The organism is Luteimonas sp. Soil_N_1 (assembly GCF_057656255.1).
Genome location: NZ_JBDGKS010000001.1, coordinates 1,040,033 through 1,064,782, shown reverse-complemented (window position 1 = coordinate 1,064,782; position 24,750 = coordinate 1,040,033). Strand labels below are relative to the sequence as shown.

Annotated in this window: 16 protein-coding genes and 3 pseudogenes; 3 read left to right on the top strand and 16 right to left on the bottom strand. The window is 69.3% G+C overall.

Features of this window, described 5'->3' with window-relative positions:
• Nucleotides 1-96: 96 nt before the first annotated feature.
• The 11 genes from pyk to nudE all read right to left on the bottom strand — a co-directional run bounded on the left by pyk (nucleotide 97) and on the right by nudE (nucleotide 12,013).
• Nucleotides 97-1,587, bottom strand: a complete 1,491-nt coding sequence (gene pyk, locus AC3A4E_RS04835; protein WP_487630415.1) for a pyruvate kinase — start codon at nucleotides 1,585-1,587, stop codon at nucleotides 97-99.
• 93 nt (nucleotides 1,588-1,680) lie between these two features.
• The gene (locus AC3A4E_RS04830) at nucleotides 1,681-2,331 is read right to left on the bottom strand and encodes an HAD hydrolase-like protein (protein WP_487630414.1); all 651 of its coding nucleotides are present in this window, start codon (nucleotides 2,329-2,331) and stop codon (nucleotides 1,681-1,683) included.
• On the bottom strand, nucleotides 2,328-3,503 hold the full coding sequence (locus AC3A4E_RS04825; RefSeq protein ID WP_487630413.1) for a phosphoglycerate kinase: 1,176 nt from the start codon (nucleotides 3,501-3,503) through the stop codon (nucleotides 2,328-2,330). Before AC3A4E_RS04825 ends, AC3A4E_RS04830 begins: the two co-directional genes overlap by 4 nt.
• A gap of 135 nt (nucleotides 3,504-3,638) precedes the next feature.
• Nucleotides 3,639-5,006, bottom strand: coding sequence for a DUF3999 family protein (locus AC3A4E_RS04820; RefSeq protein ID WP_487630412.1), 1,368 nt, complete (start codon nucleotides 5,004-5,006; stop codon nucleotides 3,639-3,641).
• Nucleotides 5,003-7,714 (bottom strand): DUF2339 domain-containing protein, encoded by a 2,712-nt coding sequence (locus AC3A4E_RS04815; RefSeq protein WP_487630411.1) that lies wholly within the window; start codon nucleotides 7,712-7,714, stop codon nucleotides 5,003-5,005. The genes AC3A4E_RS04820 and AC3A4E_RS04815 overlap by 4 nt, the downstream gene beginning before the upstream one ends.
• Nucleotides 7,715-7,825: 111 nt before the next feature.
• On the bottom strand, nucleotides 7,826-8,830 hold the full coding sequence (gene gap, locus AC3A4E_RS04810) for a type I glyceraldehyde-3-phosphate dehydrogenase (RefSeq protein WP_487630410.1): 1,005 nt from the start codon (nucleotides 8,828-8,830) through the stop codon (nucleotides 7,826-7,828).
• Between the two features lie 165 nt (nucleotides 8,831-8,995).
• The gene (locus tag AC3A4E_RS04805) at nucleotides 8,996-9,298 is read right to left on the bottom strand and encodes an Mpo1-like protein (protein ID WP_332079604.1); all 303 of its coding nucleotides are present in this window, start codon (nucleotides 9,296-9,298) and stop codon (nucleotides 8,996-8,998) included.
• A 67-nt stretch (nucleotides 9,299-9,365) separates the two neighbouring features.
• The gene (locus tag AC3A4E_RS04800) at nucleotides 9,366-9,689 is read right to left on the bottom strand and encodes a YnfA family protein (RefSeq protein WP_487630409.1); all 324 of its coding nucleotides are present in this window, start codon (nucleotides 9,687-9,689) and stop codon (nucleotides 9,366-9,368) included.
• Nucleotides 9,686-10,513 carry a nucleoside triphosphate pyrophosphohydrolase gene (gene mazG / locus AC3A4E_RS04795; protein WP_487630408.1) on the bottom strand — a complete coding sequence of 276 codons (828 nt, stop codon included), beginning with the start codon at nucleotides 10,511-10,513 and terminating at the stop codon, nucleotides 9,686-9,688. Before mazG ends, AC3A4E_RS04800 begins: the two co-directional genes overlap by 4 nt.
• A 116-nt stretch (nucleotides 10,514-10,629) precedes the next feature.
• On the bottom strand, nucleotides 10,630-11,469 hold the full coding sequence (gene cysQ / locus AC3A4E_RS04790; protein ID WP_487630407.1) for a 3'(2'),5'-bisphosphate nucleotidase CysQ: 840 nt from the start codon (nucleotides 11,467-11,469) through the stop codon (nucleotides 10,630-10,632).
• On the bottom strand, nucleotides 11,462-12,013 hold the full coding sequence (nudE, locus tag AC3A4E_RS04785) for an ADP compounds hydrolase NudE (protein WP_487630406.1): 552 nt from the start codon (nucleotides 12,011-12,013) through the stop codon (nucleotides 11,462-11,464). The genes cysQ and nudE overlap by 8 nt, the downstream gene beginning before the upstream one ends.
• Before the next feature lie 53 nt (nucleotides 12,014-12,066).
• Here nudE and bioA point away from each other — a divergent pair, with 53 nt between their 5' ends.
• Together bioA and AC3A4E_RS04775 are read left to right on the top strand one after the other, a co-directional pair.
• Nucleotides 12,067-13,470, top strand: a complete 1,404-nt coding sequence (bioA, locus tag AC3A4E_RS04780) for an adenosylmethionine--8-amino-7-oxononanoate transaminase (RefSeq protein WP_487630405.1) — start codon at nucleotides 12,067-12,069, stop codon at nucleotides 13,468-13,470.
• On the top strand, nucleotides 13,461-14,198 hold the full coding sequence (locus tag AC3A4E_RS04775) for a 16S rRNA (uracil(1498)-N(3))-methyltransferase (RefSeq protein WP_487630404.1): 738 nt from the start codon (nucleotides 13,461-13,463) through the stop codon (nucleotides 14,196-14,198). Before bioA ends, AC3A4E_RS04775 begins: the two co-directional genes overlap by 10 nt.
• Before the next feature lie 49 nt (nucleotides 14,199-14,247).
• On the opposite strand, the gene AC3A4E_RS04770 is transcribed toward AC3A4E_RS04775, so the two are convergent.
• The 3 genes and pseudogenes from AC3A4E_RS04770 to AC3A4E_RS04760 all read right to left on the bottom strand — a co-directional run.
• Entirely contained in the window at nucleotides 14,248-14,715 is a 468-nt protein-coding gene (locus AC3A4E_RS04770) for a chemotaxis protein CheW (RefSeq protein WP_487630403.1), read from the bottom strand.
• Entirely contained in the window at nucleotides 14,712-16,235 is a 1,524-nt protein-coding gene (locus AC3A4E_RS04765) for a chemotaxis protein CheB (protein WP_487630402.1), read from the bottom strand. Before AC3A4E_RS04765 ends, AC3A4E_RS04770 begins: the two co-directional genes overlap by 4 nt.
• A pseudogene (locus AC3A4E_RS04760) lies at nucleotides 16,228-18,477 on the bottom strand (response regulator); the annotation flags it as partial. The gene AC3A4E_RS04765 and the pseudogene AC3A4E_RS04760, both read right to left, overlap by 8 nt.
• On the opposite strand from AC3A4E_RS04760, the pseudogene AC3A4E_RS04755 reads away from it, so the two are divergent.
• Nucleotides 18,459-19,031, top strand: a pseudogene (locus tag AC3A4E_RS04755) (hypothetical protein); the annotation flags it as partial. The pseudogenes AC3A4E_RS04760 and AC3A4E_RS04755 sit on opposite strands and share 19 nt — an antisense overlap.
• On the opposite strand, the pseudogene AC3A4E_RS04750 reads toward AC3A4E_RS04755, so the two are convergent.
• Nucleotides 18,979-22,335 (bottom strand): annotated as a pseudogene (locus tag AC3A4E_RS04750) (FimL-related protein); the annotation flags it as partial. The pseudogenes AC3A4E_RS04755 and AC3A4E_RS04750 sit on opposite strands and share 53 nt — an antisense overlap.
• A 361-nt stretch (nucleotides 22,336-22,696) precedes the next feature.
• Entirely contained in the window at nucleotides 22,697-24,718 is a 2,022-nt protein-coding gene (locus tag AC3A4E_RS04745) for a methyl-accepting chemotaxis protein (protein WP_487630401.1), read from the bottom strand.
• Nucleotides 24,719-24,750 lie beyond the last annotated feature (32 nt).

Genomic DNA, 24,750 nt, shown 5'->3' with positions numbered 1-24,750 from the left:
AGGGCCGCGATTATAGCCCGGCGCATCGGCCGGGCTTCCGGAGACATCGGGTTGCCGCGCGCCGCTTCCGAGAATCCGGCGCGCGCAGGCCGCGTGTTACAGCTCGCCCAGGCCCTCGGCGCGCCCGTCCGGTCCCACCTGCAGCAGGCGCAGCGTGTTCGTAGCGCCGTGGGTTTCCATGTGCTCGCCGCTGGTGAACACGACGCGCTGGCCGGGGCCGAGCAGGCCCGCTTCGACCAGCAGGCGCACGCTGCCACGCGCGGCTTCACGCGGCGTCTGGCCGCGGCTGTCGTAGTTGAACGGGAACACGTCGCGCATCAGCGACATGCGCCGCCGCGCGCCATCGTGGCGGGCGAACGCATAGATCGACGCGCCGCCGCGGAAACGCGACAGGTAACGCACGGTGCCGCCGGATTCGGTCATCGCGACGATCGCGCCGACACCAACGTGCTCGGACAGGAACATCGCCGCCATCGCGATCGCATGGTCGGCGCGCTCCAGATTGCGCGGTGCTTTCTCGAAATCGGTGTCGTGGGCGAACTGGCGTTCGGCGCCGACGCAGATACGCGCCATCGCTTCGACCGCACGCACCGGATACGCGCCGGCAGCCGTCTCGGCCGACAGCATCACCGCATCGGTGCCGTCGATGACCGAGTTGGCCACGTCCAGCACTTCGGCGCGCGTCGGCATCGGGCTTTCGACCATCGACTGCAGCATCTGCGTCGCGGTGATCACCACTTTGTTGCGGGCCAGCGACTCGCGGATGATCTTCTTCTGCAGGCCCGGCAGCTCGGCATCGCCGATCTCCACGCCCAGATCGCCGCGCGCGACCATCACCACATCACTGGCGTCGATGATCTCGGTGAGGTTGTCGATCGCCTCGGTGCGCTCGATCTTCGACACCAGCGCGGCGTCACTGCCGTGCGAGCGTGCGATCGAACGCGCCTCTTCCATGTCGGCGGCGTTGCGGCAGAACGACACCGCGATGAAGTCGACGCCGATGTCGGCCGCGACCTTGATCAGCTGGCGGTCGTGGTCGGTCAGCGCGCCGAGCGACAGCCCGCCGCCCTGCTTGTTGAGTCCCTTGCGGTTCGACAGCACGCCGTCGTTGAGCACGGTGGTGACGATACGCGCGCCTTCGACGGCGGTGACCTGCAACTGCATCAGGCCATCGTCGAGCAGCAGCACGTCGCCTGCCTCCACGTCGCCCGGCAGGCCGAGATAGCTGACGCCGACTTCGTCGACGGTGCCCGGAGGCGCTGCGGGATCGGCGACCAGATCGAAGCGCGCGCCGGCGCGCAGCTGCACCTTGCCCTCGGCGAATTTCTCGATGCGGATCTTCGGGCCCGGCAGATCGGCGAGGATGCCGATCTCGACGCCGGCGCGATCGGCCGCGGCGCGCACGGCTTCGGCGCGTACCTGCTGCGAGGCAGGATCGCCATGCGAGAAGTTGAGGCGGACGGCGTTGACGCCGGCGGCGATGAGCGCATCGAGGACCCCGGGCGCGTCGGTCGCGGGGCCCAGCGTGGCGAGAATACGGGTGCGGCGACGGTGCGCCGGAACGGAAGGCAGGTCGGTCTTGGTCATGGGCCGAGTGTAATGTCCACCGGTAGTCAATCGCATGCTGCGGAGCAGCACGCGCATTGCGTGAAAGGGCGGAACGGCGCCACGATCGTCCGGTCAGGCGCCCCGGGCGAGGACCGGAAACAGCATCCCGGGGGATGCCACGACCACGTCCGCACCTGCGTTCCGGAGCTCGGCGTCGCTGCCGAAACCCCACGATACGCCGACTGCGCGCATGCCGTGTTGCCCTGCCCCCTCCATGTCGTAGCGCCGGTCGCCGATCATCGTGGCCTGCGACGCGGTGATCGCCAGGCGCGACAGGGCTTCGGCGATCAGCTCGCGCTTGTAGCGGCGCGTGCCGTCGCCACTGGCACCGACCACGGTCTCGAACGCGGTGCCGAACGGCAACGCGTCGATGATCCGGCGCGCGAAGCCTTCGTTCTTCGACGTGACGACAGCCAGCCTGTAACCCGCGGCCCGCAGGGCGGCGATCGCGTCGGGGATCCCGGGATACACCGTGTGCTCGCGCCAGCCACTGGCGTCGTACCGCGCGAGGTACAGCGCCACCGCGTGTTCGGCACGCGCGCGGTCCCCGTCGAACAGCGTCTCGTAGCTGTCGCGCAACGGTGGGCCGATCCACGGCAGCAATGCTTCGCGCGGCAACGCCGGCTGGCCGAGCACCTCGAGCGTATGCGCGATGCCGCCGAGGATGCCGGCCTCCGAATCGATCAGCGTGCCGTCGAGATCGAAGAACAGCGCGTCGGTCATGCCCCGCGTGCAGCCAGCGCCGCAACCGCCGGCAGCGTCTTGCCTTCGAGGAATTCCAGGAACGCGCCGCCACCGGTCGAGATGTACGAGACATCGTCGGCGATGCCGTACTTGTCGACCGCCGCCAGCGTGTCGCCGCCACCGGCGATCGAGAACGCCTTCGACGACGCGATCGCGCGCGCCAGTGCTTCGGTGCCCTTGCCGAACGCGTCGAATTCGAACACGCCGACCGGGCCGTTCCAGACCACGGTGCCGGCATCCGCGATCATCGCCGCGTAGCGCTTCGCGGTGTCCGGGCCGATGTCGAGGATCATGTCGTCGGCGTCGACCGCATCCACCGCCTTGACGGTCGCCGGTGCATCTGCCGCGAATGCAGGTGCGACGACGACGTCGGTCGGCACCGGAATGTCGGCGCCGCGTGCCTTGGCGTCGGCCATGATCTGCTTCGCAGTGTCGAGCAGGTCGGTCTCGACCAGCGACTTGCCGACGCTGTGGCCCAGCGCGGCGATGAAGGTGTTGGCGATGCCGCCGCCGACGATCAGCTGGTCGACCTTGCCGACCAGCGACGACAGCAGTTCGAGCTTGGTCGAGACCTTGCTGCCGGCGACGATCGCCAGCAGCGGGCGTGCCGGCGCGTCGAGCGCCTTGGCCAGCGCATCGAGTTCGGCCATCAGCAGCGGGCCACCCGCCGCGGTCGCCGCATGGCGGATCACGCCGTGCGTCGACGCCTGCGCGCGGTGCGCGGTGCCGAAGGCGTCCATGACGAACACGTCGCACAGCGCGGCATATTTCTTCGACAGCGCCTCGTCGTCGTCCTTCTCGCCGACATTCATACGGCAGTTTTCCAGCAGCACCAGCTGGCCCGGCGCGACCTCGACACCGTCGACCCAGTCGCGCACCAGCGGCACGTCGATGCCCAGCAGCTCCGACAGGCGCGCAGCGACGGGCGCCAGCGAATCGGCCTCGCTCCAGCTGCCTTCCTTCGGCCGGCCCAGGTGCGAGGTCACCATGACCGCGACACCCTTCTCCAGCGCGTAACGCAGCGTCGGCAGCGACGCGGTGATGCGCTGGTCGGAGGTGACCCTGCCGCCGTCGACGGGCACGTTGAGATCCTGGCGGATCAGGACGCGCTTGCCGGAAAGGTCGAGGTCGGTCATGCGGACGATGGTCATGGGCGCTGGACTCGCTGCAGTGGGAGGGGGAAACGCGTGTGCGTCAGCCGCCCATTGTCCGCGCTGTGCCTGCGGGCAGGCAAACCGGCAGGTCGATCATCCGCACCAGGCGGACGTGGGCGCCGCCCGGTCGATCTATCGATCCGGCGCTGGTGTCCGCAGCAGGCGCACCGCAAAACCGCCGACCAGCACGACGCCCAGCACCAGCACGCCCCACAGCAGCCACGTGCCCCAGTCGCGCGGCGGCGTGTCGTCCAGCGCCGCCTCGCCCGCAAGTGCGGCGCGCGCACCCGGCGTGGCGACCGGCGGCGTCCAGCTGCCGCCGTTGCGTGCACGCAGATCGGCGAGCACCGGTGCAACTGGCGCATCGCCGCGCACCGAGCGCGCGCTGCCGGCGCGCAGCGAGAACGGTGGCGCGCCCTCGGCGACGAACACCAGGCGTTCCGGCCGGTAGCCCAGGCGCAACGTCGGCGCGGCGCCTGCCTGCGCTGCATCCGGCAGCAGTCGCCACTGGCGTGCGCGCAGCGGCGCGTCGAGCCCGAGCGGCGGCGTGCGCGTGGCGGCATCCGCACCGATGCGATAGACCAGCCAGTCCTGCGCCACCGTGCGCCACGGCGCGTCATCGTCATCGCGCACGGCCAGCGTCCAGCGCGCGGTCGCGTTGCCGTCCAGACCGATGTCGACCCGGGTCGCCGGTACGCGCGCATCGAGCCTGTAGACGAAGCCGCCGGCCGCGTCGGGCGCACCGGTCGCTTCGAGCGCGACCCACTCCCGTGCCGGCGCGTCGCCTGCGACCGTCGTTTCGCCGACCAGCGACACGATGGCCGGCATCGTGCCCGCACCTGCGCCTGGCGTGACCCGCAGATAGCGCATCCGGGCTGGCGTATCGAACGCGATCCGCCGCTCGACCAGTCGCGCCTCGCCGCGACGCAGATCGAGCAGGCGCGCCGCGGCCGGCAGCGGGCGCCACGCGCGCAGGTCGTCGGACGCTTCGACATGCAGCGTGCGTTCGAACGGCGACGCCGCGGTGCCCCAGTCCAGGACCAGTGCCTGCAGCGGCTGCCCGGACGCACCGGTGTCGACCAGCAACGCAGCCGGCGGCGCATCGTCGCGCGCCGGCTGCCACTGGATACGGCGCAGGCGGCCGTCGGGGTCGAGCTCGCTGATCGCCGTGATGTCACTGCCCGTGCGCGCAGCCGTCGCCGGCAACGGGAACCACGCCAGCGGCTGCGTCGTGCGGCGTGCCGGCGGCGTGGGTGCGGACTGCAGCAATGCCGGCACCTGGCGGCCATCGCGGTTGACCACGATGACATCGCGCAGCGCGGGCGACACCGCGGTCGTATAGACCGCTGCATCGAGCTGGACCTGGTAGGCCCCTGCATCACCGGGCGGCAACGTCAGTTCCCACTGCGCGACGAAGGCCGCGTCGTCCGTGGCCGAGACCGCTGCAGCACTCGCGAGGCAGCAGGCCAGCAGACTCATGCGTCGCAGCAGGCGGCTCATGCGGCGGCCTCCGGCGCCGGTTCGGGTGCCGCGGTGCGCGGAGGCGCCGGCGCGAAGAAGCCGACGACCGTGCACAGCAGGCCGTAGGCGATGAACGAGCCGATGCCCCACAGGTTGCCCAGGTGGCTGCGGTCGACCAGCACCAGCTTGGCCAGCACGATCGCCATCAGCACCGCACCTGCCAGCCACAGCACGCGCTGGCCGCGACGCGAGCCGATGACCCAGCCGAGCACGCCCAGCACGCTCCAGACCACCGTCAGGCTGGTCTGCGCCAGACTGCTGCCCGCCAGCGTCGCATCCCATGCCACGCCGCCCCAGTGATGCGCGCCGCGCAGTGTGATCGCGGTGACCAGCAGGAATGCGCCGGCGGCCAGCAACGGCACGCGTGCAGGTATCCCGACCGCCGCATCGCCACTCCACAACCAGCGCGACAGCAGCAACAGGACTGCGAGCTGTGCAAGATCGAGTGGATTCAGCAGCGCGATCCATGGCAGGGGTGCGGGATCACCGGCGGTACGCAATGCCAGCAGCCACCATGCGGCCAGTACCAGGCAGCAGATCGCACGGAACGGCACGCGCATCGGTTCGAACGCAGCACCCAGCGGATGCGTCAGCAGCGTCCAGCGCAGCAACGCGACTGCGGTGATCACCAGCCAGGGCGCGATGACCGCGACCAGCCGCCATGCGCCGCCGACGTCGTCGACGATCCGCACCAGCAGCAGCGACAGCACGAACGGCCACAGCAGCCACCAGACGCACTGCGCCGCCCGCGCGAAGCCACCCTCTCCCGCACGCAGGCAGACGAGGCTTCGCACGCCGAGGACGCCGAACACCAGCCAGGCCCACACGCCGTAACCAGCGAACGGCTGCTGGTGGACATCGGCCTGCCACAGCGCGAGCGGCACTGCCGCCGCAAGTGCACCGCACACCGTCGCAGCCAGCACGACATCGGGGTCACGCCGGTGGCGCTCGGCAGCGAGCCAGGCGGTCACGGCGGCGAGCACCAGCCATGCGTCGGGCACCGACGCCTGCGGCAGGACGCGTTCCAGTTCCAGCACCCACGCCCCCAGCCACCACGCCAGCGCCCAGATCCAGGCCAGGCGTGCCGGCACACGCATCTGCGCGCGCGCGTAGGCCCAGGCGATCGCGAGCCCGGCGAGCGCGATCAGCATCGCGCCGACGAACAGTCCGTTCGCGAATGGCGTCCCGTCGACCGTCGTGTTGCCGGCCGCGAACACATAGGCCACCACGGCCGCGACCTGCAGGCCGACGCCCGACCAGCGCGGCAGCCGCCGCTGCTGGCGCAGTCCCAGCCACACCAGCGCAGCACCTTCGAGTGCGAACACGCATGCGGTCGCCTGCGCGGACAGCGCAAGCGGGACCGCCAGCGTCGCGAACCCGACCGCCAGCAGCGCGTACGACTGCTGCAGCACTTCGAAGCGTCCGCCACGCCGCAGCCAGCACGACAGACCTGCATACAGCGCCGCCACGCCGAGCGCGCACAGCGCCAGCGCGGTGGTGTCATGGCGCAACAGGCCGGACTGCAGCGAGAAGGCGACCAGTGGCGTTCCGAACACCAGCGCGCCATCGATGGCATCGCGACGTCCCGGCGGGCGCCGGCGCGCATGCAGCAGTGGCACGAGGAGGTAGATCGCGAAGAACAGCGCGAGGAATGCCTGCGCGGACGGGTAGTCGGTCGCGTCGTAATCCAGCACGCCCCACAGCGTGCCGATGCCGAAGGTGAAGACGAAACCGAGCAGGTTGAGCAGCCGCCACGCCCGGAACCAGGCGATGGCGACGATCGCCGCATTGAGTACCGCGTAGTAACCGAACAGCGCGACGTGGTTGCCGCTGCCGGTCGACAGCCAGATCGGCGCGAGGAAGCCCGCCAGCACCGCGAACACCGCCAGCGCCATCGCGCCCTGCAGCACCGCCAGCGCGCCGGCGCCGAACACCAGCGCCACGCTCGCCGCGAACGCGAACCCCATCGGAACCAGATCGAACATCCGCGATGCGGCGAATACCACCAGCAGCAGGATGCCGATCATCCCGCCCTGCAGGCTCAGCGCGAACGTGCGGTGGCTGTCGCGGCGGATCCAGCCGAACACCAGTCCCGCGACCGCGGCCGCCGACACGCCCGCCAGACGCAGCGACACCGGCACCTGCAGCAGGCCCTCGTCGCTGGCGTACTTGAGCAGCGCGGCGACACCGGCGAACAGCACCAGCATGCCGATCTTCACCGGCACGTTGCCGGAGGTGAACCACTGCCGGACCAGGCGCAGGCCGCGTTCGAACACGTCCGGCCCGGCAGGCGCGCCAGGCGTGGCCGGCTGGTGTGAGGTGGGCGCAGGACGGACCGGGTCCGCATCGCGCCAGGCCGCGCGCGGCGGCGCGGCCGGCAACGGTGGCGGCGCTGCGACCGGCGCGGGTGACGCCTGCTGCACTGGCGGTACCGGCACAGAAGCCGCCGCAGCCGCCGGCGCCAATGGATCGACGGGCGTGGTCACAGCCGGTGCGGGCGCCACGCGGACCGGCACGGACGCGGCGGACGGCATTGCCCGACCGGCGATCTCCGCACGCAGCCGTTCGCTGAGGTCTTCGAGCTCGGCAACGCGCCGGCGCAGGCCGAACAGCATGACCAGCCCGACGACCAGCAGGACGGGCACCGTCAACAGCGCAAGCCCGATCAGTACGACGAGTTCTTCCATGGCACCCCCGCCGCGCCGGACGGCGCGTCCGGCCACCTTACCGGCGATGCCCCGGAAACAAGAAGCCCCGCATGTGCGGGGCTTCGGATATCGCGTCGCGGGACTGCGCGATTACTTCGCCGCGACCACGCGGACCATCTCCAGACACTTGTTGGAGTAGCCCCATTCGTTGTCGTACCAGCTGACCAGCTTGACGAAGGTCGGGTCGAGCGCGATGCCGGCCTCTGCGTCGAACACCGAGGTGCAGGTCTCGCCGCGGAAGTCGGTGGCGACCACCTTGTCCTCGGTGTAGCCCAGGATGCCCTTGAGCGCGCCCTCGCTCTGCGCCTTCATTTCGGCGCAGATCTCTTCGTAGCTCGCCGGCGTGTCGAGCTCGACCACCAGGTCGACCACCGACACGTCGGACGTCGGCACGCGGAAGCTCATGCCGGTGAGCTTCTTGTTGAGCTCGGGAATCACCACGCCGACGGCCTTGGCCGCACCGGTCGACGACGGAATGATGTTCTCCAGAATGCCGCGGCCGCCGCGCCAGTCCTTGTTGCTCGGGCCGTCGACGGTCTTCTGCGTCGCGGTCGCCGCGTGCACGGTGGTCATCAGGCCGCGCTTGATGCCCCACTTGTCGTGCATGACCTTGGCGATCGGGGCCAGGCAGTTGGTGGTGCACGAGGCGTTGGAGACGATCGTCTCGCCGGCATAGGTCTTGTCGTTGACGCCGAACACGAACATCGGCGTGTCGTCCTTCGACGGCGCCGACAGGATCACCTTCTTCGCGCCCGCATCGATGTGCTTCTGCGCGGTGTCCTTGGTCAGGAACAGGCCGGTCGACTCGATGACGACGTCGGCGCCCACTTCGTCCCACTTCAGGTTGGCCGGATCGCGTTCCTGGGTCAGGCGGATCTGCTTGCCGTTGACGGTCAGCGTGTTGCCCTCGACCGACACCGTGCCCTTGAAGCGGCCGTGCACCGAATCGTAGGACAGCATGTAGGCCAGGTAGTCCGGCTCCAGCAGGTCGTTGATCGCGACGATCTCGATCTCGCCGTCGAAGTTCTCCACTGCCGAACGCAGCACGTTGCGGCCGATGCGGCCGAAGCCGTTGATGCCTACCTTGATCGCCATGAATCCGGACTCCTGCAGCCGCGCTCACGCGGCAAAAGTGGGAAAGACGTGGCCGCGCGGCGCATGGGCGCCAGCCCGGACAGCGCTGCACAGTCTAGCAGCCGCGTGCCGGCGGGACCTGTCCCGGAGCGACCATGAACGGGCCACGGGCCCGGCAGTGCCCGCCTAGAAGCGGATGCGGCCGGTCAGGATGTCCTTGAACATCACCCAGTCACCGATGAAGGAATAGATGGGGTGCTTGAACGTGGCCGGCCGGTTCTTCTCGAAGAAGAAGTGGCCGACCCACGCGAAGGCGTAACCGCAGACCAGCGCGGCCCAGAGCCACATCGGATTGCGCTGCCAGATCGCCACGCCGACCAGCGCCAGCACGCCGCAGCTGCCGATGAAATGCAGGCGCCGCGACACCGGATGCGCGTGCTCGCCGAGATAGAACGGATAGAACTCGCGGAAACTGGCGAAGCGGCGCATGCGTCCTCCCAGAGCAGGCGGTATACGCGCCATTGATCGCACCGGCGCCTGCGTGCGTCAACCGTCGTCAGGCGCTGCGCGGGGCGAACATGATCACCGCCATGCCGCCGAGGCACAGCGCGGCGCCCAGCAGATCCCAGCGGCTGGGCACGATGCCGTCGACGCGCCAAAGCCACAGCAGCGCGACTGCGACGTAGACCCCGCCGTAGGCCGCGTACACGCGCCCGGATGCGGTGGGATGCAGGGTCAGCAACCACACGAACGCGGCCAGTGCCGCAGCGGCCGGCAGCAGCAACCAGACGTTGCCGTCCTTGCGCAGCCACAGCCACGGCAGATAGCAGCCGACGATCTCGAAGAACGCGGTGGCGACGAACAGCAGCAGCGTTTTCATGTCTCGCGCTCGGCCTGCTTGGCGCGGTTCCAGTACGCATCCTGCGCGTCCAGCGACTGGCCTGCGAGCGCACTGCCCTCGGCCGCTGCCATCGTTTCCATCGCACGGAAACGACGCTCGAACTTGTGGTTTGCGCGCCGCAATGCGGCGCCGACATCGACCTTCGCGTGCCGCGCGAGATTCGCCGCGACGAACAGCAGATCGCCCAGTTCTTCTTCGAGTCGATCCTGTGCCGCAGTGTCATCCGGATCGGCAGCGACCGCGTCGAACTCCACCCGCACCTCGTCGATCTCCTCGTGCAATTTCGCGATCACCGGCTCCGGGCCCGGCCAGTCGAAGCCCACGCGTGCGGCACGCTGCTGCAGCTTCACCGCGCGCTGCCATTCCGGCAGCCCGCGTGCGATGCCGGCCAATGCCGACGTGTCCGTCTCGCCCGCTGCGGCGCGCTCCTCGCGCTTGATCGCCTCCCAGTTGCGCAGCACGGTCTCGGCATCGTCGGCCGAGACGTCGCCGAAGATGTGCGGGTGCCGGCGGATCATCTTGTCGCTGATCGCATCGACGACATCGCCGAACGCGAACGCGCCCTGCTCCTGCGCCATCTGCGCGTGGAAGACGACCTGCAGCAGCAGATCGCCGAGTTCGTCGCACAAGCCAGGCAGGTCGCCGCGATCGATCGCATCGGCGACCTCGTAGGCCTCCTCGATCGTGTAGGCGGCAATGGACGCGAAATCCTGTTTGACGTCCCAGGGACAGCCGCTCTGCGGATCGCGCAGGCGCGCCATGATGTCGAGGATGCGATGGATATCGCCGGGGGCATGCGACATGGGAAATCCTGTGGCCAGACGTGGGATGCGGCGTGCGCCAGTCTAGCCAGCGTCGTGCGTGTCTGCGCCTGCACGGGCGCGTCGAAAGGCGTCGCTGCACGACGTCAACGCGATGATCAGTCGCGCGAGTCGCGCGAGTCGAGCCAGTCGCGCCATGGCAGCGACGGATCGCCCAGGGCGATGAAATCGCCATTGAGGATCGTGTCGCGCTGGTTGTAGCGGAACGGCCGGCCTTGGCGGTCGAGCACCGCGCCGCCTGCGCCTTCGAGGATCGCCTGGCCGGCCGCGGTGTCCCATTCACTGGTCGGGCCGAAGCGCGGATAGACATCCATGCCGCCCTCGGCGAGCCGGCAGAACTTCAGCGACGAGCCCAGCGGCACCGGCGTGACATCGCCGATCCGCTCGAGCAGCGCCGTCGTGCGCGGATCGCGGTGCGAGCGGCTCGCGGCCACGCGCAATGCGACGCGCGCCGAGGGGTCATGGCGCGGCGCCTGCAGTGCGATGTCGCGATCGCCTTCGCGGACGAACGCACCATGCCCGGGCGCGCCATGCCACAGCGCACCGGTCACCGGCGCCTGGATCACGCCGAACACCGCGACGCCGTCTTCGATCAGCGCGATGTTGACCGTGAACTCGCCATTGCGTTTGACGAACTCGCGCGTGCCGTCGAGCGGATCGACGAGCCACATGCGGGTCCATGCGCGGCGCTCCGCAGCGGGCACCACGACGGCGGATTCTTCGGAGACGATCGGAATGTCGGGCGTCAGGGCGCGCAGGCCTTCGACAATGACGCGGTGCGCGGCCAGATCGGCGGCGGTCACCGGGCTGGCGTCGGCCTTGCGGATGACGTCGAAGTCTTGGGCGTAGACGGCGAGGATCGCGTCGGCCGCGGCGCGCGCGATCGCGATGACGCCGTCGCGAACCGCTGCAGTGACGGGCCCGGCGGCGTCAGCCACCGTGGTGACGCAGCCAGTCGCGGACGATGAACAGCGCGGCGATCGAACGACCCTCGGAGAACTCGTCGAGCAGGATCAGCTCGTGCAAAGCATCGAGCTTCCACGGCACCACGTCGAGCTCTTCGGGCTCGTCGCCGGCCAGACGCTCGGGATACAGATCGCGCGCGATGACCAGCGTCGCCTGGTGGCTCATGTACTGCGGCGCCAGCGAGATCGAGCGCAGCGCTTCGACACTGCGCGCGCCATAGCCGATCTCTTCCTTGAGCTCGCGGTTGGCGGCTTCGAGCGCGGACTCGCCGGCATCGATGCGGCCTTTGACCAGACCCAGCTCGTAACGATGGAAGCCGGCGGCGTACTCGCGCACCAGCAGCACCGTCTCCGCATCCAGCATCGGCACCACGATCACCGCGCCATGGCCGCGGCCATGCAGGCGTTCGTACAGGCGCCGTTCGCCGTTGGAGAACTCCAGATCGAGCCGCTCCATGCGGTACAGCGCCGCTTCGTGCTCGGTGACCTCGTGGATGGTCGGCAGCGTCTTACTCATGCCCGCGCCCTCCCGTCTGCACGACGGCGGCGCTGGGGAGCGATAATGACGGGATGACTGGACAGATTCACGATGCGGCCATTCTAGCCGACGGCAACGACTGGCGGACCCGCGACCTCGCCGCGGTCTGGCACCCCTGCACCCAAATGCGCGAGCATCCCGATATCCAGCCGATGTTGCCGATCGTGCGTGGCGGAGGCGCCTGGCTGATCGAGGCGGGCGGCCGCAAGATCCTCGATTCGGGCAGCAGCTGGTGGACCAACCTGCACGGCCATGCCGAGCCACGCATCGCCGAGGCCATCGCCACGCAGGCGCGCACGCTGGAACAGGTGATCCTCGCCGGCTGCACGCATCCGGCGGCGGTCGAACTCGCCGAGCGCCTGCTCGCCGTGGCCCCGCGCGAGCCGGGCCGCCCGCCGCTCACCAAAGTGTTCTTCGCCGACAACGGCTCGGCGGGCGTCGAAGTCGCCCTGAAGATGGCGTTCCAGTGGTTCCAGAACCGCGGCGACGAACCGCGCCGGACCAAGTTCGTCGCGCTGCAGAACGGCTATCACGGCGAGACGCTCGGTGCGCTCGCGGTCGGCGACATTCCGCTGTACCGCCGCGTCTATGCGCCGCTGCTGTGCGAGTCGGTGTTCGCGCCCTCGCCCGATGCCTATACCGCGCGCGCCGGTCAGAGCGCGGCCGGCCACGCCGAAGACGCGGCCGATGCGCTGGCGCATCTGCTCGATGCACACGCCGGCGAGATCTGCGCGCTGATCCTCGAACCGCTGGTGCAGTGCGCCGGCGGCATGCGCATGCACGACCCGGTGTATCTCAAGCGCGTGCGCGAGCTGTGCGATGTGCATGGCGTGTTCCTGATCGCCGACGAGATCGCGGTCGGCTTCGGTCGCACCGGCACGCTGTTCGCATTCGAACAGGCCGGGGTGCAGCCGGATCTGCTGTGCCTGTCGAAGGGCCTGACCGGTGGCTTCCTGCCGCTGTCGACGGTGCTGGCGACACAGGCGCTGTACGACGGCTTCCTCGACGCCTCACGCGAACGCGCCTTCCTGCACTCGCACAGCTACACCGGCAATCCGCTGGCCTGCGCCGCGGCGCTGGCGTCGCTCGACATCTTCGCCACCGATGATGTGCTGGCGCGCAACAGTGACACGGCAGCGAAGATGGCGACACTCGCGGCGCAGATCGGTGCGCACCGGCATGTCGCCGACACGCGCCAGACCGGCATGATCGTCGCGTTCGAACTCACCCGTGATGGTGACAAGACCACGCCGTTCGATCCGGCGCTGCGCGTCGGCCTGCGCGCGTACCGGCACGCGGTCGAACGCGGCGTGCTGCTGCGTCCGCTCGGCGACATCCTGTACTGGATGCCGCCCTACTGCATCGACGATGCACAGCTGCAGTTGCTGGCCGACGTCACTGCCGAAGCCATCGAGGCGGGCACCGCATGCGTGTGATCCGCGCTTTCGTCGATCGCCCGCTCGCCACCGGCCAGCCGGTCGAACTGCCCGACGACGCCGTGGCGCACCTGGTGCGTGTACTGCGCTTGCGCGAAGGCGATGCCTGCGTACTGTTCAACGGCGACGGCGTCGATCACGACGCGCGTCTGGTCCGCGTGGACAAGCGCAGCGCTGTGGCCGAGATCACCGGCAGCCGCGCGATCGATCTGGAATCGCCGCTGTCGATCACCCTGGTACAGGGCATCGCACGCGGCGAGAAGATGGACTGGATCCTGCAGAAGGCGACCGAGCTCGGCGTCGCCGCCTTCGTGCCGGTCTCCAGCGATCGCAGTGAAGTGAAGCTCGACGCCGAGCGCGCGGCCAAGCGTCTGGCGCACTGGCGCAGCGTCGTGGTGTCGGCCTGCGAACAGAGCTGGCGCTCGAAGATTCCGGCAGTCGCGCCGCCGCGCGCGCTGGCCGCCGCGCTCGCCGATCTGCCTCCCGGTGCGTCGCGCTGGCTGCTCGATCCCGATGCGACATCAGGGCTCGCGACGATGACGCCGCCTTCCGGCAGCATCGTGCTCGCAATCGGTCCGGAAGGCGGCTGGTCCGCGAACGATCGTGCGGCGTTGATCAACGCCGGCTTCAACGGGTTGCGACTGGGCCCGCGGATCCTGCGCACCGAGACCGCCGGCATGGCCGCGATCGCGGCGCTGCAGGCGCGGTTCGGCGATCTCGCCGGCTGAGCGCCGGCGTCAAAATCGGACACTCCGCCAGCTGAGCGCCGGCGGCGCGTCAGGCCGCCAGCGCCTCGCGCACCGACTGTTCGATCAGGTCGATATCGGGAATCAGCGCGACGTCGTCGTTGAGGCGCACGCGGGCGCGCACCGCGAACGGGAGCGCATCGCCGTCGCCGTCGGATTCGTCGAGCAGATTCGCTTCGGAAATCGTCACCAGCCGCGGGAAGCCTTCGGTCAGCAGCGCGAAGAACGGCAGGCGCGCATCACCCCCCAGCGTCTTGAGCACGACCACCTTGCTGCCCAGATCCGCGCGCTCCTCGCCCTGTCCGGACAGTACCGGAAACGCGACCAATGGCAGGCGCCAACCGCGCCAGCGCAGGCGTCCGAGCAGCCAGTCGGGGGCGTTCGCCACGGCTTCGGGCGGCGAGTAGGACAGCACTTCGGAAATCGTCGCATTGGGCAGCAACAACTGGGTCGCACCGCTGCGGATCAACACGCCGCGGATTTCCTGATCTGCGCTCACAGCGACAACCCTCCGGATTCGAAACGTCGCGCACCGGGCATCCAGCGCGCGATCAGCCAGTCGGCGATCTCGGTCGGGCTGCCCGACGGACCGCCACGCTGCGCCACGGCACGTGCCGCGACCGGGTCGTAACAGCCCTCTTCGCTCTGGCCACCGACCAGCGCGCCCTGCCAGCCAGGCCCCATCGCCACGTCGACGAGCGACGGATCCGCGCCGCTGAGAAACAGCAGCGCGCTGTCGTCGGCCGGCACCGCATCGGCGAGATCGGCGATGCCGCTGCCTTCCGCGAAACGGAGCTCGCCCTTGACGGCTTCCGGCAGCAGGTCGGGCGGCAGAAAGTAGACCTCGCCCGGCGAAGCGCGCATGCCAGGCTCGGCCAGCTGTACCGGCAATGCAGTCGCGCGCTCCATCTGCCGCACGAGGCGGTCGTAGCGACCACCGTCGAGCTGCAGCCGCACCAGGACCGGACGCGGAAACCCTTCGGGCAGGGCGCCCAGCAGCTGGCGCACCGCGTCGGGGCCACCCAGGCCGCCGGCGATCAGCACGACGCCCCTGACCGGGCCCTGGCCGTAGCTGTCGGTATCGGTGAGGCTCAGGCCGGAAATGCGTGATTCGAGCTCGGCCAGGTCGCGCTGCAACGGGTGGGCCGGTGTGGCTGCGCCAACTGCATCCCCGTCGGCCGGTGCGGCGACGCGGAACGAAGGCAGTGCATCGCTGTCGAGCAGCGTCAGCGGCTCCGGTGCGGCGTCTGCCGGCGATGCGTCCGAAGACACCACGGGCGCACCAGTCTCCGCCTCCGCCCCGTCGACATCGCCCGGCGGCGGGTCGAACACCGACGTCGCGTTCGGGAACGCCGCCAGATTCTCGTCCAGATCGCGCACTTCGCCCGCGGGCGCGGCCGGCGGGGTGTAACTGGTCTCGTCGTAATCAGCCAGTTCGAAATCGAAACTGAACTCCACAGCCGGTGTCGGCGCTCTCGCTGGCGCATCGAACTCGGCCGCAACCGGGTCGAACGCGAGATGCATCGCATCGTCGGTGGTCGATTCCGATGCCGACGGTTCCGACCCGTCGGATGTCACGTCGGCGTCCGGCACGACGGAGGGCGCAGCATCCGTGTGCGCGTCGAATTCCAGTGCCATCGGCGTGCTGGCACCCGCCGCGTCACTGGTCGCAGACGGTGGCAGCACATCGCCGACGCCCCGCAGCTTCGCCGCCAGATGGCGGACCCAGCGCGCGGCATCCCAGCCGGTGCGTTCGAGCACCAGCGCGGCTTCTTCGAAGATCACGGTGCGACCCGGCGCGGCGAAGGCCGGCTCGAAGGCTTCCAGCACGTCCTCGTCTGCCGGATCGAGCACCACCACCAGTACCGAAGGCGACAGCGCTTCGAGCGCATCCGGCGCGTGCTGCGACGGGTCGAGTGTCGCAACCAGTTCGGCACCCGCTTCGGCCAGCCCTTCGACCACGCGGTCGCAGGCTGCGCCTTCACGCGACAGCACGACGGTGCGGATCGCTTCAGTCATCGTCGCGCTCCAGTTTCAGCAGCGCGTAGACGTGCCGCAGCAGCTCCGGCTCCTGGTAGGGCTTGCCGAGATACCGGTCGACGCCGATCTCGAACGCGCGCTGCCGGTGTTTCTCACCGGTACGCGAGGTGATCATCATGATGCTGACGTCGCGCAGGCGCGGGTCGGCCTTCATGTGCGTCGCCAGCTCGTAGCCGTCCATGCGGGGCATCTCGATATCGAGCAGCATCAGGTCGGGCACGCGCTCGTCCATGCGTTCGAGTGCATCCACACCATCGCGTGCGGTCATCACCTCGAAGTTGTGGCGCTCCAGCACGCGGCCGGTGACCTTGCGCATCGTTACCGAGTCGTCGACCACCATGACCAGGGGCACGGCCCGGCGCTCCACCACGGGCTCGGGCGCCTGCGCCGGCACGTCGGGCTGCGTGGCGAGCATCGCGCCATGGCGTCGCACCAGCGGCGCGATGTCGAGGATCACGACCACGCGGCCATCGCCCATGATCGTGGCGCCGAAGATGCCCGGAATCGACGTGATCTGCGGACCGACCGGCTTCACCACGATCTCGCGGTTGCCGACGATCTCGTCGACCGCAACCGCGGCGCGCAGCTCACCGGCACGGATCAGCAGCAGCGGCATCTGCAACTGCCCTTCGGCGCGCGCGACCGGCTGGCCGACGAGGCGACCGAGGTCGTGCAGCGGATAGTCTTCGCCGCCATACCGGTAGACCGCACCGGATTTCGCATCGTCGCGCCCGATGCGCCCGACGCCGCGGACCGAAGCGATCGGCACCGCGAATACGGTCTCGCCGATGCGCACGAACGCCGCCTGCGTGACTGCGAGCGTCTGCGGCAGGCGCAGCGTGAAGCGGGTGCCGGCGCCGTGCTGCGAGTGGATGTCGAACGTGCCGCCGAGCTGGCGGACTTCGCTGGCGACCACGTCCATGCCGACGCCGCGGCCCGCAAGGCGACTGACCTCGGTCGCGGTCGAGAAGCCTGGCTGCAGGATCAGTGCATCGAGCTCGAAGTCGGATACCTCGATACCCGGCTGCAGCAGGCCGCGCTCTTCCGCACGCCGACGGATCGCCGCGCGATCGAGTCCTGCGCCGTCGTCGCCGACTTCCAGCACCACTTCCGAACCCTCACGGCGCACCGCCACCCGCACACTGCCCTCGTCCGCCTTGCCGGCGGCACGCCGCGCTTCGGGCGTTTCGAGGCCGTGCGCGACGGCGTTGCGCAACAGGTGTTCGAGCGGCGAGACCATGCGTTCGAGCACGTTGCGGTCCAGCTCGCCCTGCGTGCCGTCGAGCTTGAGCTGCACCTGCTTGCCGGTGTCCTGCGCGGCCTGGCGAACCACACGCCGCAGGCGCGGCACGAGGCCGTCGAAGGGCACCATGCGCGTGCGCATCAGACCTTCCTGCAGATCCGAACTCACCCGCGACTGCTGGGTCAGCAGCGTCTCGTACTGGCGGGTCTGGTCTTCGAGCATCTGCTGCAGGCTGCCGAAGTCGGACGCGGTCTCACTGAGACCACGCGACAGCTGCTGCAGCGTCGAGAAACGATCGAGCTCCAGCGGATCGAAGGTGGTATCGGTGTCCTCGCCCTCGCGCTGGTAGCGGGCGACGATCTGCGCTTCGGTTTCGCTGTCGAGGCGGCGCAGCTGGTCGCGCAGACGCGTATTGGTCTGCGCGAGTTCGTTCATCGCACCGCGGAACGCACCGAGCTGCTGCTCCAGACGCGCGCGATAGATCGCGACCTCGCCGGCGTAGGTGACCAGCTTGTCGAGCAGATCGGCGCGGATGCGCACCTGTTCCTGCGAACCACGCAGCGCGCCGTCGTCGTCGTCGATGCCCGGCTCCGCCGTGGGCAACGGCGCCGACAGGGGCGCCAGCCCGATACGAGAGGGCGCTTCGTCCGGACGCGCGGTATCCGCGGATGTCTCATCGCTCCGCTTGCCGCTGAATGCATCGACGAGCGCCGACGAGGCGCCGATCGCGCGGCGTTCGCCGGCACGCGACACCATCGTATGCAGCCGGTCGAAGCCCTGCTCCAGCAGGTTGACGTCGTTGCGGCGCAGCGTCCGCTGCCGCTCGGCAGCCGACTCGAGCAGCGTCTCCATTGCATGCCCGAGCTCACCGATTTCCATCAGCCCGGCCATGCGCGCGCCACCCTTGAGGGTATGCAGGTCGCGCTGCAGGCCCGCGATCGCGTCGCGGTTCTCGGGCGATGCACGCAGCTGCGCCAGCAGTGCGTCGGAGTGGTCGAGCAGGTCGATGCCTTCCTCGACGAAGATGTCGATCAGCTCGGGGTCCAGGCCCTCGAGCGAAAGCGGCGCATCCGGATCCTCGTCCGACACCGGGACAGCCGCGGCGCCGGAATCCGGGCTCGCGACCGGGCGCACCTGTCCGGCGGGGTCCGCAGTGTCCTCGTCCGGCACTGCTGCCGTTGCCGCCACGTCGAGGGGTGCCTGCCCGGTATCTGCAACGCCAGCGTCAGGAACCGATACATGCGCTGCGGCCTCCGACGGCGGCGATGCGGCGGGTGCGTCCGCGTCGATGGATGCAGGTGCAGGCACCGGCTGTGCCTGTGCTGCCCGTGCCTGCCGCTCGAACCGGATGCGTTCCGCCGCAAGGACGCCGGCATCGAGCAGGGCCTGCGTGCGCAGGGCAGCCACCGCAGCGGCGGCTGCCTGATCGACCGTGGCCTGGCCCGGCCGTCCGACGTCGATTTGCGCTACGTCGCTACGTTCGGCTTCGAGGCGCGCGGCTTCTGCGCGCTCGGCTTCGACACGTTCGGCTTCAGCGCGTTCCGCTTCGACACGCTCAACTTCGACACGTTCGGCTTCAACGCGTTCGGCCTCGATGCGCTCGGACTCGACGCGTTCCGCTTCGATGCGTTCGGCTTCGATGCGTTCGGCTTCGATGCGTTCGGCTTCGATGCGTTCGGCTTCAACGCGTTCGAACTCGACGCGCTCCGCTTCGACACGCTCAACTTCGAGGCGTTCGGCTTCGACGCGTTCGGCTTCGACGCGTTCGGCTTCGACGCGTTCGGCTTCGACACGTTCGGCTTCGACACGTTCGGCCTCGACGCGTTCGGCCTCGACGCGTTCGGCTTCGACACGTTCGGCTTCGACACGTTCGGCCTCGACGCGTTCGGCTTCGACGCGTTCGGCTTCGACACGCTCGGCCTCGACGCGTTCGGACTCGACACGTTCGGCTTCGACACGTTCGGCCTCGACGCGTTCGGCCTCGACGCGTTCGGCTTCGACACGTTCGGCTTCGACACGTTCGGCCTCGACGCGTTCGGCTTCGACGCGTTCGGCTTCGACACGCTCGGCCTCGACGCGTTCGGACTCGACACGTTCGGCTTCGACACGTTCGGCTTCAAGTTGCGCAACTTCAGCGCGTATCGCTTCAACACGTTCGTCCTCCGCACGTGCCATGTCGGCAGGCAGAGGTTCGAGCGGAGCCGGCACCGCACCGCCGGTTCCGGCGTCCGAAGCCTCTGCCTGTCCATCTTCCAGCATGTCGAGCGGATCAAACTCGAACGAGTGCGCCGGGACGTCCGGCAGCGCATCGCGCAGCGCGCGGATCCGCGCAGCAAGATCGTGCTGCACGGCGATCCTGGGTTCATCGCCGTGCAGTTCGCGCAGGGCTTCGCGGACGGACACGCAGACTGCGTCGAGCACCGGAAGATCGTCGGCAGCAGGCAGCCTCCCGGCTGCGAGCAGGCGTCGCGAATACTCCTCTGCAGGGCCGAGCAGCAGCCCGATGGCCGGCACCTCGGCCATGGCGAACGCGCCATGCATGGTGTGCAGCGCGCGCTGCAGACGCTCCCCATCGACCGGCACACCGGCCGCGACGGCGCCGAGCCAGTCGCCGACGCTCAGCAGATAGCCCTGAACTTCGGCGTCCAGAATCTCCAGCAGCATCCCGTCTACCGACGCCGGGACGGTCTCATCGGCAACCGCACCTGCGTCGTCATCGATCCGCTCGCCTGCAGCCGTCACATCCGGGGCGCCAGTTGCAGACGTCGCATCCGCCTCGTCCACGACAGCCGGCGCCGTTGCCGGATCCGGCGCCGCGACGACGGCCAGCGGCGCTGGACGCGCGGGCGCGGTCTCGTCGCCGTCGGCGATCCGGGCGGCATTGGCCTGGAGCGCTTCGAGATCCGCGCGCAGGGGCGCATCACCGCGCAGGACCGCCAGCAGCTCGGGCAGGGTGAAGAAGGCCTGGTCGACCATCTCGACCACCGCCGGGCTGGCCACGCGGCTGCCGTCGAGCACCCGGTTGAGCAGTGTCTCGATGGACCAGCTGAATTCACCCAGCGCTTTGGCACCCACCAGGCGACCACTGCCCTTGAGGGTGTGGAACACGCGACGGATCGGGCGGAGCAGTTCCACGTGCGCCGGCTGGGCGCGCCAGGGCGGCAGCAGCGTATCGAGATTCTCGATCTCGCCGGCGAACTCTTCGAGGAACACCTCGCGGATCTCGTCGTCGATCTCGTCACCGACATCGGCGAAGCCGCCGATGACATTGCGCGCCGGTGCTACGGGAACCGCAGCGGGCGGGATCGCAGGTGGAGCCGGCTCGGGAACCGACGTCGGCGGTGTCCACGCCTCGATGCCGCGCGCCAGCAGTCCGATGTCGACCTCGGGGGCGTCGTAGGCATCGGCAAGCGGCGATGCCGTGTCGTCGTCCACCCGGTCCGCTTCGGACGGCAACGGCCAGTAGCCCAGCGTTTCGAGACTGCCCCGCGCGATGTCGAGAATGTCGCTCCGGTTCGAACGCTGCTCGCGCAACGCCTCCAGGTAGTACTCCAGGCTGGCGAGCGCGTCGGCGAACGTATCGAGCTGGCGGCCGTTGGGTACGCGCTGGCGCGCGATGAGTTCCCGCTCGACATACAGCCGCACGCCCGCCAGATAGTCGGCGGCCTGCGGCAGTTCCAGCATCGCCAGCGCACCGCCGACTTCGGCGAGGAGACGCGGCACTTCCTGCAGTTCGGCGTGATCCCAGCTGGTTTCGACGAACGCGACCAGGGCCTGGCGCGCGTCGGAGAAATTGGCGATGGCCTCGCGCATCAGCACCGCGAGCGACTGCTGGGCCTCGACGGCCAGCGTGTCCTGGGCGACGTCGGGACCGTCGCCGCCGATGCGCGAGACCTGCTCGTCCAGCGTCGCATCGACATAGAGCAGTGCGCCGGCGACATCGAGCAGCGTGTCTTCCGTGGCCGCAGTGCGGCCCTCGACGATGTCGCGCATGACATCGCGCTGCTGCTGCACGACGGTTCGCGCCGCGCCGAGACCGAGCATGCCCAGCGTGTCGGCCACGCCGGCCAGCACTTCCACCTCGGGCTGCAGCCCGATGGTGTCGGTCGCGCCGGTGCGCAGATGCAGGTCGAGTGCATCCTTGACCCGGAGCAGATCTTCCTTGACCGCAGACGACACCGTGCTCAGCAGAGCCCGGTTGCGCCCGCCCAGACTGCCGCGCGCGTGTTCGAGTTCCGCTTCGCTGGGCAGTTGCGCCTGCAGGTCGAATGCCTCGCGCAGGACGTCCAGCGCCGGATGCGTGGCCTCCGCATCGGTGACGTAGTAGAGCAGCTGGCGCGTCGGTTCCTGCGCGCCATCCGACAGTGCGGCATCCAGGCGCGACGCCTGCACATGCTGGCGTGTCTCGCGCTCGACGCTGGCGAACACGGGACGCAGCGCGGCAAGCGTGGCAGGCGCGAACGCGCCATCGGCGATCGCCTCGGCAACATGGGCGGCCACCCACAGCATGCGCCGCTGCGATTCCGACTCTGCGCGTGCCGACAGCGCCGACACGCCGGCGACCAGTGCACCGGCATCACCGGGTGCGCCGGTGGTCGGCCACGCCTGCAGGGCGACACGCAACTGGCGAAGCGCGGCCTCGCCATCGATCTCCGCAGCCTGCGCCGGCAAGGCTTCCGGCACAGCACGTGCCAGATCCGGCGCGAACAGGATGCTTTCGCCCAGCCCGCCTTCACCGCGCGCGGCGCGCAGTTCGTTGAGCAACGGCAACAACACGATCGGAATGTCGCGATGCCCGCTCTGCAACCGCTCGAGGTAATCGGGCAGCAGCAGCATGCCGCGCAGCAGGGCAGCCGATGCGACGTCGCGATCAGCGGTGGTGTCACTGCGCAGCGCCTCCGCCAGAAGCTCCATCTCCTCGACCACCGTCGCCGGCGCGTACAGCTCGACCATCCGCAGCGTGCCCTGCGCCTGGTGCAGATAGCCCGCGCACAGCCGCATGCGGCTGACGTCGAGGGGATCGTCGACGAACCCCTCCAGCTCGAGCCGCGCCTGGCGCAGGACTTCGTCCAGCTCGGGTTTGATCCAGCCGAGCATGGTGTGGTCGATGGCGTCGCGCAGGCCGCTCATGCGGCGACCCCGTCAGGGGATCGGCACGCCCTGGAAAAACTGACCGTCATGGAGTCCGTTCCGTGGCTCAGGCCGGCAGCTTGAAGTCGGCGACCGAGCGACGCAGGTCGGCGGCCAGCTGCGCCAGGTTGCCGATCGATGCCGCGGTCTGGTTCGCACCCTGCGAGGTCTGCCTGGTGATCGACTGGATCGTATGCATCGCCGTGGTGATGTTGGTCGCAGCCGAGGACTGCTGATGCGCGGCCGAGGAGATGCCCTGGATGAGGTCGGCGAGGCTGGTCGAGACGCTTTCGATCTCGCCCAGCGCGGTGCCGGCGTCTTCGGCCAGGCGCGCACCGGCGACCACTTCGGAGGTCGTCTGCTCCATCGACGTCACCGCTTCGTTGGTGTCGGACTGGATCGTCTGCACCAGCGTTTCGATACGGCGTGTCGCATTGGTCGCGCGTTCCGCGAGGCGCTGCACTTCATCGGCCACGACCGCGAAGCCGCGGCCGGCTTCACCGGCGGAGGCCGCCTGGATCGCGGCGTTGAGCGCCAGGATGTTGGTCTGCTCGGAGATGTCGTTGATCAGTTCGACGATCGAGCCGATCTCCTGCGAACTCTCGCCCAGCCGCTTGATGCGCTTCGAGGTTTCCTGGATCTGGTCGCGGATCGAGTCCATACCGGCGATCGTCTCGCGCACCACACCCGCGCCCTTGGTCGCGATCTGCACCGAACGCTGCGCCACGTCGGCCGATTCGGCGGAGTTCTTCGAGACCTGGTCGATGCTGACCGCGATCTCGTTGATCCGGTCGGACGCGGAGTTGATTTCCTGCTCCTGATGCTCGGCGGCTTCGGCCAGATGCATCGCGGTGGCCTGGGTTTCCTGCGCGCTGGAGGCAACCTGCACCGAGGTGTCGTTGATCGTCTGCACGAGGCTGCGCAGCTGCTCGATCGCGAAGTTGATCGAGTCGGCGATCGCGCCGGTCATGTCTTCGGTGACCGTCGCCTTGACCGTCAGGTCGCCCTCTGCGAGCGAACCCATTTCGTCCAGCAGGCGCATGATCGCCTCCTGGTTGCGGTTGTTGAGTTCCATCGTGGTTTCGTAACGCTCGCGCTGCGCGCGGTTGAGCGCGATCAGCAGACCGGCGATGGCGGCCAGTGCGACCAGGCCTGCGATGATGCTGATCCAGATGTTGCCGATGAGGCTGCGGTCGGTCAGCGAGCCGAACGCGGTGAAGGCGCTGAACAGCGATTCGCTGTCGGTGAGCAGGGCGTCGGAACCGGCGACCAGGGCGCCGGCGGCGGCCTGTGCCTGGAACAGCTGCTCGCTGCTGCCGAGGATCGCTTCGAGTTCGGCCCGCATCTGCCCCCAGGCTTCGTCGGCGCGGGTCAGCGCGGCAAGCGCGTTGCCGTTGGTCAGCGCCTGCAGCTCACGCGCCTGGTCACCTTCGCGCAGGCCGGTCATGACCTGCTGGAAATCCTCCGCGTTACGACGCAGGCCCTGGCCTGCGATCGCCGCGCCGGCGCCGCCGGACTGCACCTCGGTCACGCGGCGCGCCATGTCGCCGGCGATCACCACCTGGCGCAGCGCCATGTACACCTGCGAGGACGGCGAGCCGCTGCTCGACATCGCGCGCACCAGTTCGTCGAGCAGGGCCTGCAACTGCGGTACGCCCTGGCTGAAGCGCTGGGCCTGACCGGCGAATGCGGTCACTGCGGCCTCACTGTCCGCAAGCCGCTGGGCGCTGGCATTGAGCGGTGCCCAGGTGTCGATGACCTTGGCCACCGGGCCAGACACACCCGTCGTCTGGCCGTAGTTGCTGTTGAGCCGCTGGATGTCGTCGTCGATCCGCGCACGCGTCGCCTTGAACGCTTCGAACGTCGCCGCGTTGCCGCGCACGGCCTCGGTGCCCTGGTTGGCGAGGCGCTGGCTGTCGACGCGCAGGTTCGAGGCCGCCGTGCTGGCGCCACCGAGCCGCGAGGCCTTCCAGGTGCTGTAGCCGGTGTTGAGCACCAGAACGGCGCCGGCCACGACCAGCAGCACGACCCAGAAGTTGGTGCCCAGCGTGCGACGCTTGGCGACGAGGGTGTCGGTGGATGTACTCATGCTGCGGGTCCGTTCCTGGTTCCGGGTGCGTC

Excerpts from the sequence above, each read along its gene's own strand:
- pyk (WP_487630415.1), bottom strand. The coding sequence starts at position 1,587 with ATGACCAAGACCGACCTGCCTTCCGTTCCGGCGCACCGTCGCCGCACC.
- AC3A4E_RS04830 (WP_487630414.1), bottom strand. The coding sequence starts at position 2,331 with ATGACCGACGCGCTGTTCTTCGATCTCGACGGCACGCTGATCGATTCG.
- AC3A4E_RS04825 (WP_487630413.1), bottom strand. The coding sequence starts at position 3,503 with ATGACCATCGTCCGCATGACCGACCTCGACCTTTCCGGCAAGCGCGTC.
- AC3A4E_RS04820 (WP_487630412.1), bottom strand. The coding sequence starts at position 5,006 with ATGAGCCGCCTGCTGCGACGCATGAGTCTGCTGGCCTGCTGCCTCGCG.
- AC3A4E_RS04815 (WP_487630411.1), bottom strand. The coding sequence starts at position 7,714 with ATGGAAGAACTCGTCGTACTGATCGGGCTTGCGCTGTTGACGGTGCCC.
- gap (WP_487630410.1), bottom strand. The coding sequence starts at position 8,830 with ATGGCGATCAAGGTAGGCATCAACGGCTTCGGCCGCATCGGCCGCAAC.
- AC3A4E_RS04805 (WP_332079604.1), bottom strand. The coding sequence starts at position 9,298 with ATGCGCCGCTTCGCCAGTTTCCGCGAGTTCTATCCGTTCTATCTCGGC.
- AC3A4E_RS04800 (WP_487630409.1), bottom strand. The coding sequence starts at position 9,689 with ATGAAAACGCTGCTGCTGTTCGTCGCCACCGCGTTCTTCGAGATCGTC.
- mazG (WP_487630408.1), bottom strand. The coding sequence starts at position 10,513 with ATGTCGCATGCCCCCGGCGATATCCATCGCATCCTCGACATCATGGCG.
- nudE (WP_487630406.1), bottom strand. The coding sequence starts at position 12,013 with ATGAGTAAGACGCTGCCGACCATCCACGAGGTCACCGAGCACGAAGCG.
- bioA (WP_487630405.1), top strand. The coding sequence starts at position 12,067 with ATGACTGGACAGATTCACGATGCGGCCATTCTAGCCGACGGCAACGAC.
- AC3A4E_RS04775 (WP_487630404.1), top strand. The coding sequence starts at position 13,461 with ATGCGTGTGATCCGCGCTTTCGTCGATCGCCCGCTCGCCACCGGCCAG.
- AC3A4E_RS04765 (WP_487630402.1), bottom strand. The coding sequence starts at position 16,235 with ATGACTGAAGCGATCCGCACCGTCGTGCTGTCGCGTGAAGGCGCAGCC.
- AC3A4E_RS04745 (WP_487630401.1), bottom strand. The coding sequence starts at position 24,718 with ATGAGTACATCCACCGACACCCTCGTCGCCAAGCGTCGCACGCTGGGC.